We start from the raw sequence: 15,103 nt of genomic DNA on the forward strand, positions 1-15,103 counted from the left end.
CTATCTATTAAATAGAAATTAATGCCTCTAAATTCCAGTTTTTAACATCTTCGATAGTAACCCGGTTTTCATAGATCGCTTTACCTACAACTACCGATTCTACCTTTAAACGGCTCAGTTTTTCTACGTCATCCATCGAGCTTACACCGCCGGACGCTATCAGTTTAATGAAAGGCGAATGGTCAAGCAGTTTTTCGTAAAGCTCAATACCCGCACCGCCCAGTTTGCCATCTTTGTTGATATCGGTACATAAAAAACGGAAAAAGCCTAAAGCCAGGCATTTATCAACGTAGTCCATTAATTTAATTGGCGAGCTTTCCATCCAGCCGGAGTATTTGATTACCTCGTCCAACACATCTATTGCGATAACCACCTGGTCGGAACATTTGTCGCGACCGCAAATCTCTTTGCCTAACTGCGGTAAAAACTCGGGGTTGGTTAATGCCTGTGTGCCCACAATAACCCGGTGAACGCCCGAATCAATAAGCTCTTTTACTTTATCGATGCTGCGGATACCTCCACCATATTGAACCTTCATATCGGTTTTGCGGATCACATCAAACAGGTATTGCTGGTTGCTGAAATCGTTTTTAGCCCCGTTAAGGTCAATAATATGGATGAAATTGGTACCATTGCTTTGGTAGCGCTCAATCATTTCTTCAAGCGTTACATCATATTCTGTTACCTGTTGGTAATCACCCTCACGTAGCCTAACTACTTTTTTATTCAGAATATCGATAGCGGGAATTATGTACATGTCTTTTATATTTTTGAAAAGTTTGTTAAAAGTGTTTCGCCGTACGCACCCGATTTTTCGGGGTGAAATTGTACGCCATAAAAATTATCCCGCCAAATTGATGCCGAAAATTCGTTAGCATAATTGGCTGATAGTAAAGTGTATGCTTTATCGTACTCAATAAAGTATGAATGTACAAAGTAAAAATGTGATCCTGACGGTATATTTTTAAATAATGGGTTTTCCTTTTCGGGATAAACCTGGTTCCAGCCGGTATGTGGCACCTTGTATAAATTACTTTCCTTAAACCTTAAAGTTTTAATTGGGAACAGGCCAAGCAGCGTAGAATCTCCCTCTTCGGAGTAGGAGGTGAGTAACTGCATCCCCACGCAAATTCCCAAAGTGGGTTTATTTAGCGCTTTAATGGCTGGTACTAAACCGGTTGATTCCAGTTTTTTCATTGCCGCACCGGCATGTCCAACACCAGGAATGATATACCTGTCGTACAGTTCAAGGTCGTCCACGGTATTCACCATACCATAAGCAATCCCCAATCTGTCGAGTGCTGCAGTAAGTGAGAAAATATTTCCGGCGCCGTATCTTATTATACCTATCATTTTTTGAGTTAGAATCAAGAATTAAGAATCAAGAGTCAAGAAAGAAACATTATTGTCTTAATTCTTGACTCTTGATTCTTGACTCTCTCTATAAAAGTCCCTTAGTGCTTGGTAAAACCATCTTATTTACATCACGTTTAACGGCCATTTTTATTGCCTTTGCAAAGGCTTTAAATATAGCTTCTATTTTATGATGTTCGTTCTGTCCTTCGGCTTTTATGTTCAAATTGCATTTTGCCGCATCGCTGAATGATTTGAAGAAATGGTAAAACATTTCGGTTGGCACATCGCCAACTTTTTCGCGCTTAAATTCGGCATCCCAAACTATCCAGTTGCGGCCGCCAAAGTCAATGGCTGCCTGGGCAAGGCAATCATCCATTGGCAGGCAAAAGCCATAGCGTTCAATACCCATTTTATTGCCCAAAGCTGTGGCAAAAATCTCGCCCAAAGCAATACCGGTATCCTCAACAGTGTGATGTTCGTCAATATGTAAATCGCCTTTGGCTATAACTTCAAGGTCGATGCTACCATGACGGGCAATCTGATCAAGCATGTGGTCAAAAAAATGCAGCCCGGTTGATACTTTGGCTTCGCCTGTGCCATCCAGGTTTATTTTTATATAGATATCTGTTTCTTTGGTGCTGCGACGGTGTTCGATAACACGTTCTCCCAGTTTTAAAAACTCGTAGACCTTTTGCCAGTTGGTAGTTTCCAGCACAATTGTGTCGCCAATATGGTCTGCTTCGGTGAATTCGCCGCCGCCTAAGTTAGATTGGTTATTTAACCAGATTGCTTTAGCCCCCAGGTTTTTAGCAAGCAATACATCGTTCTTCCTGTCGCCGATGGTGAAGGAGTTTTTCAGGTCGTATTTTTCTGTATCAAAATATTGTGTCAATAAGGCCGTTCCCGGTTTGCGGGTAAGGGCTTTATCGGCCGCGAAAGTACGATCAATGATTTGGTTGGCAAACTTTACGCCCTCGCCCTCAAATGTTTTAAGGATGAAGTTGTGCACCGGCCAAAATGTATCTTCGGGGTAAACAGCCGTGCCTAAACCATCCTGGTTGGTAACCATTACCAGTTCAAAATCAAGTTCTTTGGCTATTTTGGGTAAGTAAGTTAACGCACCGGGATAAAAGGTAAGTTTTTCGAACGAATCGATCTGCTCGTCCGGCGTTTCGTTAATCATGGTGCCATCACGATCAACAAAGAGTATTTTTTGCAGCTTGCTCATCAATATAATTATTGATTTAATGAATTATTGAATTAGTGATTATGTTTTCTACTGCTTATCAAAGCTTTTTAAGGTCTCTAATAAAATCGAATTTTCTTCGGGTGTGCCCACAGTGATGCGTAAGCTGCTCTCGCACAAATCAATTTTTGAGCGATTACGTACAATGATGCCTTTACCCACTAAAAATTTATAAATCCCGTTAGCATCAGTGGTTTTTACCAAAATAAAGTTGGCATCTGATGGGTAAATATCTACCACAAAATCAAATTCCTTCAAGGCAAGTACCAGCCTGTCGCGTTGTAAAAGGGTTTCCTTTATCCAGCCGTTTACCTGGTCAACGTTTGCCAGGGCTTCCAAAGCCAGTTGTTGCGATGATTCGTTAACGTTATAAGGTGGTTTCACCTTGTTCATCACCTCGATAATCTCTTCGCTGGCAAAGGCCATTCCAACACGCAAGCCGGCCAGCCCCCACGCTTTGGATAAGGTTTGCATCACCACTAAATTTGCATATTCGGTAAGTTCCTGTATAAATGTTTTTTGACGGCTGAAATTGATATAGGCTTCATCAACTACGACAATGCCATTAAAGTTTGCCAGCAATGTTTCAACATCTGCGCGGTTAATGGAATTGCCTGTTGGATTATTTGGCGAACAGATGAATATCAGCTTGGTATGCTCGTCAATGGCTTCGGCAATGCCTTCTAAATTAAGCTGGTAATCTTCGGTCAGCAAAACTTTGCGGGCTTCCACATCATTGATATTGGCCGATACCTCGTACATACCATAAGTAGGTGGCATCAGGATCACGTTATCAACGCTCGGATTACAAAAGCTACGGAACAGGATATCGATGGCTTCATCGCTCCCGTTACCTATAAATATGTTGCGGGCCGGTACACCTTTAATCTCGCTTAAACGCATTTTGATGGCGTACTGCATAGGATCGGGATAGCGGTTAAATTGTTTATCCAACGGCGACCCGTAGGCATTTTCGTTGGCATCTAAAAAAACACTGGCCTCGCCCTGATACTCATCACGTGCGGATGAATAGGGGACAAGCCGTTTGATGTTTTCTCTGAGTATATTATTGATATCGTACATTATTGATACTATGTCATTGCGAGCGTAGCGTGGTAATCTCGTCGCTTACCTGGCGATTATGCATGGCTACGAGATTGCTTCGTCGTTCCTCCTCGCAATGACATATTGTTTGAAGAAACGCCTATTTATTTTTTAACTAACTTTTTCTAATACTCACCGCATTCCTGTGCGCATGCAATCCTTCCATCTCGGCCAAAACTTCAACCGTGTGGCCAATATTTTGAATTCCCTCGCGGGTGATATGCTGAAACGTAATTTTTTTTACAAACGAATCAACTGATACGCCCGAGTAAGCCCTTGCATAGCTGCTGGTTGGCAAAGTATGGTTGGTGCCCGATGCATAATCGCCGGCGCTCTCTGGTGTTAAATTTCCCAGGAAAACCGAGCCCGCATTAATGATACTTCCTGTTATCTGCTCCCAGCTGTGTGTTGCCAAAATTAAGTGTTCAGGCGCGTATCGGTTGCTGAAATCCATGGCTTCGGCAAGGCTGGACGTTACTACGATATAGGAGTTATCTAATGCCAAACCGGCAATTTCGGCCCTCGGTAATACGGGTAATTGCTTTTCTATTTCTGCCAAGGTAGCCTCTGTAATTGCAGCCGATGTGCAAACCAACACCGATTGACTGTCACTACCGTGCTCAGCCTGCGCCAATAAATCGGCAGCTATATAGGCCGGAATAGCAGTGTCATCTGCAATAACCAATACTTCTGATGGGCCAGCCGGCATATCAATGGCCGTAGTGGTAGTTGATTGGATTAGCGTTTTAGCCTTGGTTACAAACTGGTTGCCGGGGCCAAATATCTTATCAACCCTTGCAATGCTTTCTGTACCGTAAGCCATTGCTGCTATGGCCTGTGAGCCACCCACCAAATAAATTTTATCGATGCCTAATAATAGCGCCACATAGGCTATAAATGCATTTACCTTACCGCTTTTTTGCGGAGGCGAGCAAACCACAATTTCATGGCAGCCTGCAATGCGCGCCGGGATGCCCAGCATTAAAAATGTGCTTGGCAACACAGCTGAGCCGCCTGGGATATATAAACCAACTTTTTCAATCGGCCTTAACTCGCGCCAGCAGGTAACGCCGGGCATGGTTTCTACTTTCTGTTCGGTTTTTAGCTGTGTTTGGTGAAATTTATAAATATTGCTGTATGCGGTTTCCAGCGCGGTTTTTTGCTCTGGCGTAATAGCTTCAGCCAGTTCTTCCAACTCGGCTTTATCCAAAAAAAGCTTAGTTAGTGTTACCTTATCAAACTTTTGGGCATAGTCAATCAAGGCGCTGTCGCCATGCTGCTGCACATTGGCAATCACTTCCTCCACAACGGCACGAATCTCATTAGCCGGGTCAACATTACGCTGAACTAGTTTCTGGATATCTTTTGCAGTAAGTTCTGAATACTTAAATAGTTTCATAGGCCCCCCAACCCCCTAAAGGGGGAGTTTTTTGAAATTTATAGTTTTTAATAAGTTAAGCCAATCCCTCTTGTTCCCCCTTCAGGGGGTTAGGGGGCTTCGCCTACAATATTATCTTCTCAATCGGCATTACTACAATGCCTTGCGCGCCGGCTTGTTTCAGCTGGCTTATCCTGTCCCAAAAATCACGCTCTGGAATAACCGTGTGCACAGCTACCCAGTCAGCTTCGGCCAACGGCACTACCGACGGGCTTTTAACACCCGGTAATAAGGCAGTTACCGCGTTAAGGTTATCTTTATGAACGTTAAGTACCACGTACTTAGTCTCTTTGGCGCGTAAAACCGATTGGATGCGTTGTATCAATTCCTGAACCAGGTCGTTGCTTTCGGTAGCTTTACTGCTAATCAAGATAGCTTCTGACGACATTACATCGGCAAATGCTTTTAAACCGTTGCTTTTTAATGTACCACCAGTTGACACCAGATCGCAAATAGCATCAGACAGGCCCAGGCCTGGAGAGATTTCAACCGAGCCTGAAATGGTACGGATATCCGATTCTATACCCTGAGCTTTCAGGAACTTGCCCAATATCACAGGGTAGGTGGTAGCTATGGCTTTACCATTTAAATCGGCAAGTGTAGCAATATTGTTATTGTTTGGTACCGCTATTTTAAGCGAGCATTTGCCAAAGCCAAGTCGCTGCAGGTAGCTTACTTCAACTTCGGTTTCCTCTATTACGTTTTCGCCAACGATGCCTAAATCGGCAATACCATCCTGAACGTATTCGGGAATATCATCATCGCGCAGAAAAAGGATCTCTAAAGGGAAGTTGGAAACGGGCGAGATTAAGGAACTTTTGTAGTTTTCGAAGTTTAAGCCGCAATTTTTTAATAATTCGACAGATTTTTCGTTGAGACGACCAGATTTCTGGATCGCTATTTTAAGTGTTTTCAAAAGAATTGAATTTATGAACTATAATAAAAAAGAGTACAAACGGAGGTTGTTATTTCGCGTAGAAACATACATATTAACTGATCACCACATGGTGGTGATGCAGATGAAGATGATGTAATGCGATACCGTTCATTTTTTTATAGTATACGGGTAAGTCTGCCGCAAATATAGACAGATGTTTTTTAAATCAAAATTAAAAGTGAATTTGTGTCTGAACCGGAATTAAACGAATTAATGGAATTTATTGAATTTGAAAAGTGGCTTTTTGGCAATACTGACTAACTACACCTGGAAAATGATTGAATTGGTTTTAAAATTCTGTTAATTCTACAAATTCGTTCAATTCCGGTTCTGACCACTACTTTCATCATACTCATAAATGCCACCCTCTTCCCCAAAATCTTTGATCAGCCTCAGTTTTTTTACTTTTTGGATATCTTTTAAGTTGATTAGCTCGGGGTTCTCCAGGCTTTTAAACCAGATAAGGTAATAATGTTTAAAAGTGTAAAACTTAGCAATATCCTTTTTAAAAAACCGGTGAGGAACCAGGTAGGATGACATGCCCGAGAAAAAGTAAACCGCCTCATGCGCATCGGTGTAAATGGTAACCTTCGGGTCGAATTTGCTTTTATCCATGGTTTTAAGATAATCGGCGAATGGCGAATCTATCCAGCTTTCGTCGGTATAACCGGGGTTGCCGTACTCGTCCCTTACCTGGTCGTCGTAACGGTGCTTGTCGATGAAAAATTCTTTAGTTACAAAACCCAGCATCAGCACAACCATTATCGCACCAACTATTTTACGAGTATTATCATTAACTATTTTTTTGAGCAGCAGCAGCCCCCAGCTGGTATATCCCCAAAGCGCGGGGATGTATATAGGCGCCAGCAGGCGGTGATTAATACGTTCGTACCGCGAAAATGTTGACGACACCACTATAAATAAGCCATACACCAAAGCGAAGGTTATGGCCAGGTTTTCAAAACTATCAAGGTGCCTGCGGTAATAATTATAAGCTAAGGCAGCTATAAAACCACCGAATATTAAAATAGCCAATGGTACAGATAGCCAGTACTGGTTTGGCGTAAGCCCAATCCAATCGCAAACCACGTTGCCAAAGTAATACAGGTTTTTACCAAACGAGGTAATTGAAGGCTCCCGCGGCCCGGTGGTAGTGCCCGACATGAAAGCATTAAAAACCAAATTGCTTACCAACAGCGAAATGCAAACAAAGCCGTATATAATAATGTGCGTGATTTTCTTTTTAAGCGGCAAAACCCTGTCCAATAGTAAAAGTAACCCACCGGTGCCTACTATGGTAACTGCTGCATAACGGGTAACGCAGCTTATTGCGGCAATTAAAGCAGCTGTAATTAAAGCTTTAACCGTATGTTTTAGCAAGTACTGCCTGAAAGCCACCAGGAAAAATAAGGTTTCTACTATAAACAATGTTTCGGACCATAAATAGGAGTATACCTGCAACAATGCCGGGCTTAATATAATGGCCACCAGCATTAACCATTTATAAACGCGGTTTGCGGGCACAAAACGCTGCATGATCCACCCGGCGGTATAAATGAGCGTGGCAAACATCAGCCCGTTTAATACCGCTCCAAAAACAACAGGATCAATACGGGTGATAAACATTATACTCCCTAAAAATATGGGGTAAAATACCGGGAAATCAACAATAGGTATATGGTTAAATGTTTGCAGCGTGCCATTAGTGTTCAGGCTCCGGGCGGCGCTGGTGTACATAATAGAGTCTGGCGATATACCAATACCACTATAACTACAAAATATTTGTATTGCAACAAAGCCAAGTACCGCGGCAATAAAAGTGTCGTAGTTTTTTAAATAGCGGCTTAGCTGCATAAGTTTTTACTGTTAAATTTAGTTGTAAAAGTTGTAAGCTGGTAAAATGTTTTAAAAATAGTTAAAAAGCACAGCCCGGCCCCCTCTAAATCTCCCCCGGGAGGGGAGACTTTAACTTTGTAAGTTTTCTAAGCCCTCCCTACCGGGGAGGGTTTGGGTGGGGCTGGCTTACGCTATCAAATCCAACACTGTGCTAATCGGCTGATCGCTATCAATTAAAATTCCTTTAACACCAGCCTGGGTGCCGGCTTCTACGTCACGCTCGCGGTCGCCAATAAAATAGGATAGGGCAGGGTCAATGTTGTATTTAGCAATACCTTGTAATAGTAATCCTGGTTTTGGCTTGCGACAATCACAGTCGCCCGTAAAATTTGGATGGTGCGGGCAGTAAAAAAAGTCGGTTATTACCACACCATGCTCTGCATAAACAGTTTTTAAATGCTGGTGCATTTTAGCCAGTTCCTCTTCGGTATACCAGCCTTTGGCAAGGCCGCCCTGGTTGGTAGCTACCAATAGCATATAGCCTCTATCCTGCAAAGTTTTAAGGGCGTCAAAATTATCCAAAACATGAAAATCCTCTATACGGCGAACATAATCGCCCATTTCCTGGTTCAATACTCCATCGCGATCTAAAAAAACGGCTTTAACTTTTGCAGACATCTATTTTTAATTTTTGGCGAAGATAGCGAATTTGAAGTAGTCCGAAAGTCGGGAAAGTCCGAAAGTTAGGAAAGGCAGGAAGTGCGGAAAAAAGGCATTGTTATTGATCGCTGGAGATTCTTCTTTCACTACAAACCTGTTAAACTTCCCGACTTTACTGACTTCCGGACTTCTTGCCATAAAATAGTCTACTCGTTACATAGATTTAACCAACAAAATTTTATTCTGTTATTGGTATATTTACCGATTGTATAAATGAATTGCGGTAAATTGGAGCAACTTTATACCGATTCTAAATAAGAAAACAACATATTTCATTTACTTAATCATAATAATTGTTTATTTATGTTGTCATTTTGTTAAATAAATATGATATAGATAATCGAATTTTTAGAAATCTTTAAAAATTCCGATAAATTTTATAATTTATTTGCAAATTGGTAACTTCGTTGTTACACCCCTTTATAAACGGTTTACTCTAAAGATGAATCAAACTGATAGCAACCAGGGCCTTTACAGGCCAGAATTTGAACACGATTCGTGCGGAACTGGATTTATAACCAACATAAATGGTCATAAAAGTAACCAGATTATTGATGATGCGCTTACGATGCTCGAGAACATGGAACACCGCGGTGCCTGCGGATGTGATCCTGAAACCGGCGATGGTGCCGGTATACTGATACAATTGCCCCATGAGTTTTTGATGGAAGAATGCTCAAACCTCGAGATCAGCCTGCCCGAACCGGGCGAGTATGGTGTGGGGATGATCTTTTTCCCGAAAGACTCGGCACAAAAAAAGGCTTGCCGCATTGTTATTACCAACGCGATAGAAAAGCTGGGCCTTGTTAAATTAGGCTACCGCAAATTAACCGTCGACTCAATGGCGGTTGGCGAAACAGCCCGTCAGGCCGAGCCCGATGTAGAGCAGATATTTATTGCCCGCCCGCACCACATTACCAATGCCGATGACTTTGAGCGTAAGCTTTTTATATTGCGCAGGTACATTAATAAAACTATTACGGATACCATTCCCGGTGCATCGGAATATTTTTATTTCACCTCGTTATCGTGCAAAACAATTGTTTACAAAGGCCAGGTAACTACTTACCAGCTGCGTAAATATTATGCTGATTTAACAGACCCGCGTATTGCATCTGGCTTCGCCATGATCCACTCGCGTTTCTCTACGAATACTTTCCCATCGTGGAAACTGGCTCAGCCTTTCCGCCTGATTGCCCATAACGGCGAGATCAATACTTTAACCGGTAATTTAAACTGGTTTTACGCCGGTTTAAAATCATATGCTTCGTCGTACTTCACGGCCGAAGAAATGGAAATGATTATGCCGGTGATTGATAACAACCAGTCAGACTCTGCCTGTTTGGATAATATCATCGAAATTCTGCTGCACTCTGGCCGCTCATTACCACACGTAATGATGATGCTGGTACCCGAGGCATGGGACGGTAATGTACACATGGATCCTATTAAAAAGGCATTTTATGAGTACCATGCCACATTGATGGAGCCATGGGATGGCCCGGCCGCTATTACGTTTACCGATGGTAAACTGGTAGGTGCTTTATTGGATAGGAATGGCCTTCGCCCGTTGCGTTATGTAATTACCAACGATGGCCGCGTTATAGCAGCGTCTGAGGCAGGTACCCTGGCTATCGACGAAAGCACCGTAGTGCGTAAAGGCCGTTTACAGCCAGGTAAAATGCTGCTGATTGATACAGAAAAAGGCAGGATTATTACTGATGATGAGATAAAAAAACAAATCTCTTCAAGGCAGCCTTACGGTCGCTGGCTGGAGAATTATAAAATAAACCTGAGCGAACTTACCGAACCACGTTTGGCATTTGCCCAGCTTTCAGAAGCTTCTGTATTCCGTTACCAGCAGGTATTTGGTTACAGCCGCGAGGATATAGATACCATTATTAAGCCAATGGCTGTTGATGGTAAAGAGCCTGTAGGCTCGATGGGTACCGATGTGCCTTTGGCTATATTGTCTGATAAACCACAACATTTATCGAGCTACTTTAAACAGTTTTTTGCCCAGGTAACCAACCCGCCTATCGACCCGATCCGCGAGCGCCTGGTAATGAGTTTGGCAACCTTTATCGGCAACAACGGTAACTTGCTGGATGAAGATAAAATGCACTGCCATTGTGTAGTTTTAAAACACCCGATATTAAAAAACCACCAGTTAGAGAAGCTGCGCAGTATTGATACCGGCCTTTTCCATGCCAAAACACTACAAACTTACTTTGTGGCCGATGGTATGCCCGGCTCGTTAGAAAAAGGTATTGCGAGGCTTTGCCGCTATGCAGAGGATGCCGTTGACGATGGGTTTGAAGTATTGATTCTGTCGGATCGTGCTGTAGACTCTGAGCATGCGCCTATCCCTACACTGTTAGCCGTATCTGCCGTACATCACCACCTCATTAAAAAAGGTCTCCGTGGTGCAGTAGGCCTGGTTGTTGAAACCGGGGATGCATGGGAAGTTCACCATTTTGCCTGTTTACTGGCATTTGGTGCTACAGCTATTAACCCATACCTGGCCCTGGCTACTATCGAAACCGTTAAAAATAACGGTAGCCTAGAAACCGGGCTGGATATTAAAACACTGCAAAAAAACTACGTGAAATCTGTAAATGATGGTTTATTGAAGATCTTCTCTAAAATGGGAATCTCAACCTTACAATCATACCATGGTTCGCAGGTTTTTGAAATATTAGGTTTAAACAGAACTGTTGTAGATAAATATTTCTGCGGAGCCGTTACCCGCATTGGCGGCTTGGGCCTTGATGAAATAGCCCGCGAAGCACTATGTAAACATCGCATGGGCTTTAATGCCAAGGGTGCCGATAATTTACTGCCCGAGGGTGGTATTTACCAGTGGAAACGCAGGGGCGAAGCCCACTTATTTAACCCAACCACGGTACACTTGTTACAGCATGCTACCCGTAGCAATGATTATAACGTATATAAAAACTACGCTAAGGTAATTAACGAGCAAACCGAAAAGCATTTTACCATTCGTGGATTGCTTGACTTTGCGCATCACCGTGAAGCTATCAGCATTGATGAGGTTGAACCGGCCGAAAACATCATGAAACGCTTTGCAACAGGCGCCATGTCGTTCGGATCTATATCTCACGAAGCGCACAGCACCATGGCTATTGCCATGAACCGCATAGGTGGTAAAAGCAATACCGGCGAAGGTGGTGAGGACGAGATGCGTTACGAAAAAATGGCCAACGGCGATTCTATGCGTTCGGCTATCAAGCAAGTGGCATCTGCCCGTTTTGGGGTAACATCAAATTACCTTACCAATGCCGATGAATTGCAGATAAAAATGGCGCAGGGCGCTAAACCAGGCGAAGGTGGACAGCTTCCGGGTCATAAAGTTGATGACTGGATTGCTAAAACCCGTCACTCAACTCCTGGTGTAGGTTTAATTTCTCCACCGCCGCACCACGATATTTACTCTATAGAGGATTTGGCGCAATTAATATTCGATTTAAAAAATGCCAACCGTGCTGCACGTATCAATGTAAAACTGGTATCAAAAGCAGGTGTGGGTACTATAGCAGCAGGTGTTGCGAAAGCACATGCTGATGTTATCCTGATTGCCGGCTATGATGGTGGTACAGGTGCATCGCCAATAAGCTCGGTAAAACACGCGGGCTTGCCATGGGAACTTGGTTTAACCGAAGCTCACCAAACCTTGGTACGCAATAAATTACGTAGCCGTGTGGTATTACAAACAGATGGCCAGCTAAAAACCGGTCGCGATTTGGCCATTGCAGCTTTAATGGGTGCCGAGGAATGGGGTGTTGCAACAGCCGCGCTTGTAGCCGGTGGTTGTATCATGATGCGTAAGTGTCACCTGAATACCTGCCCTGTAGGTGTTGCCACACAAGATCCTGAATTAAGGAAACTGTTTAGCGGTAAAGCAGATCACGTGGTGAACCTGTTTAAATTTATGGCCGAAGAACTGCGCGAGATTATGGCCGAGTTAGGCTTCCGTACCATTAACGAGATGGTTGGACGTGTTCAGTTCCTGAAGGTAAAAGATCACCTGGAAAGCTGGAAAGCCAAAAAGATTGACCTAAGCGGCATATTACACCCGGTTACCAATACCAAAGGCATGACGCTTTATAACAGCGAAAAGCAGGATCATGGTATGGATGAGATACTGGACTGGCAGTTGTTGGCGGCAGCTCAACCTGCTCTTGAAGATAAAACGCCGGTGTTTGCATCGTTCGACGTTATCAACGTTAACCGTACTGTTGGTACATTGCTGTCAAACGAGATCTCGAAGATATATGGATCGGCAGGTTTACCTGATAATACTATTAACTACAAATTCAAAGGCTCGGCCGGGCAAAGCTTTGGCGCTTTTGCAACCAAAGGTATCTCTTTTGAACTGGAGGGCGAAGCCAATGATTATGTAGGTAAAGGTTTATCGGGGGCGCAACTGGCTATTTACCCATCAGAGAAAGCTACTTTCACGCCCGAAGATAATATCATCATAGGTAACGTGGCTTTGTATGGTGCAACGTCGGGCGAGGTATTTATAGGCGGTATGGCCGGCGAACGTTTCGCGGTACGTAACTCCGGTGCTACTACTGTTGTTGAGGGTATTGGCGATCATGGTTGCGAATACATGACCGGTGGCCGGGCACTGATATTGGGTAAAACAGGACGCAACTTTGCAGCTGGTATGAGCGGTGGTTTAGCCTGGATTTATAATCCGGATAACAGTTTTGCCGAAAACTGTAATACAGAGATGGTAGACCTTGATCCGCTATCGTTACAGGATGAAGAGCAGATACTTACCTTACTGCGTAAGCACGTAAGCCTTACAGGCAGTAAACTTGCACAACAGATCCTGGCTAACTGGGCCGAGGCATCTACACAATTTGTGAAGGTGTATCCAAAAGAGTATAAAAAAGTAGTAGAGAAATTACAATATCAAACAATAGGCTAAATTTCAATGGGAAAACCAACAGGATTTCAGGAGTTTAACAGGGAATTACCAACTAAGGTTCCTGCTGCTGAACGCGTAAAAAACTATAAAGAGTTTGTTAATTTATATACCGACGAGAAGCTGAACCAGCAATCGGCCCGTTGTATGAATTGCGGTATCCCTTTTTGCCATTCGGGATGCCCGCTGGGTAATATTATCCCGGAATTTAACGATGCCGTGTATCGTCAAAACTGGGAGGAAGCTTACCATATTTTATCATCAACAAATAATTTTCCGGAGTTTACAGGCCGTATTTGTCCTGCACCATGCGAGTCTGCATGTGTGTTAGGTATTAATAAGCCGGCTGTAGCTATTGAGGAAATTGAAAAACATATCATCGAAATTGCTTACCAGAAAAACCTGGTAAAACCAACTGCACCGTTGGTAAAATCGGGCAAAAAAGTAGCTGTAATAGGCTCTGGTCCGGCAGGTTTGGCAGCTGCAGCTCAATTGGTAAAAGCAGGCCACGCGGTAACTGTTTACGAGCGCGATGATAAACCGGGAGGTTTATTGCGCTATGGTATCCCTGATTTTAAACTGGAGAAAACCGTAGTAGAGCGCCGTATTGAAGTAATGGAAAAAGATGGTGTGGTGTTTAAGCTGAACAGCGAAGTAGGTGTTAATGTTGCTGCCGATGAATTGGTACGCAACAATGATGCTGTAGTACTGGCAGGTGGTTCAACCATTCCCCGTAACCTGATGATCCCCGGCAGGGAATTAAAAGGCATCCATTTTGCGATGGACTTTTTGAAACAGCAAAACAAACGCGTAAGTGATATTGCAGTTGATGGCGACGATATATTAGCTACCGGTAAAGACGTAGTGGTAATTGGTGGCGGTGATACCGGCAGCGATTGCGTAGGTACTTCAAATCGCCAGGGAGCAAAATCAATTAAGCAGTTTGAGGTGATGTTTCAGCCGCCGGCACAGCGTACACAGCATATGCCATGGCCAACATATCCAATGGTGCTTAAAACCACCAGTTCGCACGAGGAAGGTGCCGAACGTTTCTGGGGCGTAAATACCCTGGAGTTTTTAGGCGACGACGAAGGTAACTTGCGTGCGTTAAAAGTGGTAGATGTAGAGTGGGAGCAGGATTTTATGGGCCGCCCTGTAAAATTCCATGTGGTTGAAGGTTCTGAACGTGAAATTCCTTGTCAGCGTGTGTTCCTGGCTATGGGCTTCCTGTACCCGCAGCCTGCCGGCCTGTTAGCTCAGTTAGGTGTTGAACTGGATGACCGTAAAAACGTTAAAGCCAAAGAAGGCGTTTACCGTACAAACGTGAGCAAAGTATTTGCTGCAGGTGATATGCGTCGCGGACAATCACTGGTTGTTTGGGCAATCTCCGAAGGCCGCGAAACTGCGCGTAAAGTAGATGAGTTTTTAATGGGCCACTCGTTGCTGGAAAGCAAGGATGCCGTTAATCAGTTCGACCAGGTGTTTTAAGAAAACGCCTTATCTGCTGAA

The 15,103-nt window shown here is 43.6% G+C and carries 10 protein-coding genes; 2 read left to right on the forward strand and 8 right to left on the reverse strand.

All coding sequences use genetic code 11. From position 1 onward, the window contains the following. Positions 1-7: 7 nt before the first annotated feature. From FSB76_RS28905 to FSB76_RS28940, 8 genes are all read right to left on the reverse strand, one after another. On the reverse strand, positions 8-757 hold the full coding sequence (locus tag FSB76_RS28905) for a 1-(5-phosphoribosyl)-5-[(5-phosphoribosylamino)methylideneamino]imidazole-4-carboxamide isomerase (protein WP_147059700.1): 750 nt from the start codon (positions 755-757) through the stop codon (positions 8-10). 5 nt (positions 758-762) lie between these two features. Further along, positions 763-1,353 (reverse strand): imidazole glycerol phosphate synthase subunit HisH, encoded by a 591-nt coding sequence (gene hisH, locus FSB76_RS28910; protein ID WP_147059702.1) that lies wholly within the window; start codon positions 1,351-1,353, stop codon positions 763-765. Positions 1,354-1,441: 88 nt separating this feature from the next. Further along, positions 1,442-2,584, reverse strand: a complete 1,143-nt coding sequence (gene hisB / locus FSB76_RS28915; protein WP_225976342.1) for a bifunctional histidinol-phosphatase/imidazoleglycerol-phosphate dehydratase HisB — start codon at positions 2,582-2,584, stop codon at positions 1,442-1,444. A gap of 48 nt (positions 2,585-2,632) precedes the next feature. Then, positions 2,633-3,685, reverse strand: coding sequence for a histidinol-phosphate transaminase (gene hisC, locus FSB76_RS28920; RefSeq protein WP_147059704.1), 1,053 nt, complete (start codon positions 3,683-3,685; stop codon positions 2,633-2,635). 136 nt (positions 3,686-3,821) lie between these two features. Then, positions 3,822-5,105, reverse strand: a complete 1,284-nt coding sequence (gene hisD / locus FSB76_RS28925; protein ID WP_147059706.1) for a histidinol dehydrogenase — start codon at positions 5,103-5,105, stop codon at positions 3,822-3,824. Between the two features lie 103 nt (positions 5,106-5,208). Next, positions 5,209-6,060 (reverse strand): ATP phosphoribosyltransferase, encoded by an 852-nt coding sequence (gene hisG, locus FSB76_RS28930; protein ID WP_147059708.1) that lies wholly within the window; start codon positions 6,058-6,060, stop codon positions 5,209-5,211. Positions 6,061-6,399: 339 nt separating this feature from the next. After that, positions 6,400-7,935, reverse strand: coding sequence for a hypothetical protein (locus tag FSB76_RS28935; protein ID WP_147059710.1), 1,536 nt, complete (start codon positions 7,933-7,935; stop codon positions 6,400-6,402). Between the two features lie 168 nt (positions 7,936-8,103). Continuing rightward, positions 8,104-8,595 carry a D-glycero-alpha-D-manno-heptose-1,7-bisphosphate 7-phosphatase gene (locus FSB76_RS28940; RefSeq protein ID WP_147059712.1) on the reverse strand — a complete coding sequence of 164 codons (492 nt, stop codon included), beginning with the start codon at positions 8,593-8,595 and terminating at the stop codon, positions 8,104-8,106. Positions 8,596-9,079: 484 nt separating this feature from the next. Here FSB76_RS28940 and gltB point away from each other — a divergent pair, with 484 nt between their 5' ends. After that, positions 9,080-13,597, forward strand: coding sequence for a glutamate synthase large subunit (gltB, locus tag FSB76_RS28945; protein ID WP_147059714.1), 4,518 nt, complete (start codon positions 9,080-9,082; stop codon positions 13,595-13,597). A 6-nt stretch (positions 13,598-13,603) separates the two neighbouring features. Then, entirely contained in the window at positions 13,604-15,082 is a 1,479-nt protein-coding gene (locus tag FSB76_RS28950) for a glutamate synthase subunit beta (protein WP_147059716.1), read from the forward strand. Positions 15,083-15,103 lie beyond the last annotated feature (21 nt).

The sequence above is a fragment of the Mucilaginibacter ginsenosidivorax genome (assembly GCF_007971525.1).
Lineage (GTDB): Bacteria > Bacteroidota > Bacteroidia > Sphingobacteriales > Sphingobacteriaceae > Mucilaginibacter > Mucilaginibacter ginsenosidivorax.

Excerpts from the sequence above, each read along its gene's own strand:
- FSB76_RS28905 (WP_147059700.1), bottom strand. The coding sequence starts at position 757 with ATGTACATAATTCCCGCTATCGATATTCTGAATAAAAAAGTAGTTAGG.
- hisH (WP_147059702.1), bottom strand. The coding sequence starts at position 1,353 with ATGATAGGTATAATAAGATACGGCGCCGGAAATATTTTCTCACTTACT.
- hisB (WP_225976342.1), bottom strand. The coding sequence starts at position 2,584 with ATGAGCAAGCTGCAAAAAATACTCTTTGTTGATCGTGATGGCACCATG.
- hisC (WP_147059704.1), bottom strand. The coding sequence starts at position 3,685 with ATGTACGATATCAATAATATACTCAGAGAAAACATCAAACGGCTTGTC.
- hisD (WP_147059706.1), bottom strand. The coding sequence starts at position 5,105 with ATGAAACTATTTAAGTATTCAGAACTTACTGCAAAAGATATCCAGAAA.
- FSB76_RS28935 (WP_147059710.1), bottom strand. The coding sequence starts at position 7,935 with ATGCAGCTAAGCCGCTATTTAAAAAACTACGACACTTTTATTGCCGCG.
- FSB76_RS28940 (WP_147059712.1), bottom strand. The coding sequence starts at position 8,595 with ATGTCTGCAAAAGTTAAAGCCGTTTTTTTAGATCGCGATGGAGTATTG.
- gltB (WP_147059714.1), top strand. The coding sequence starts at position 9,080 with ATGAATCAAACTGATAGCAACCAGGGCCTTTACAGGCCAGAATTTGAA.
- FSB76_RS28950 (WP_147059716.1), top strand. The coding sequence starts at position 13,604 with ATGGGAAAACCAACAGGATTTCAGGAGTTTAACAGGGAATTACCAACT.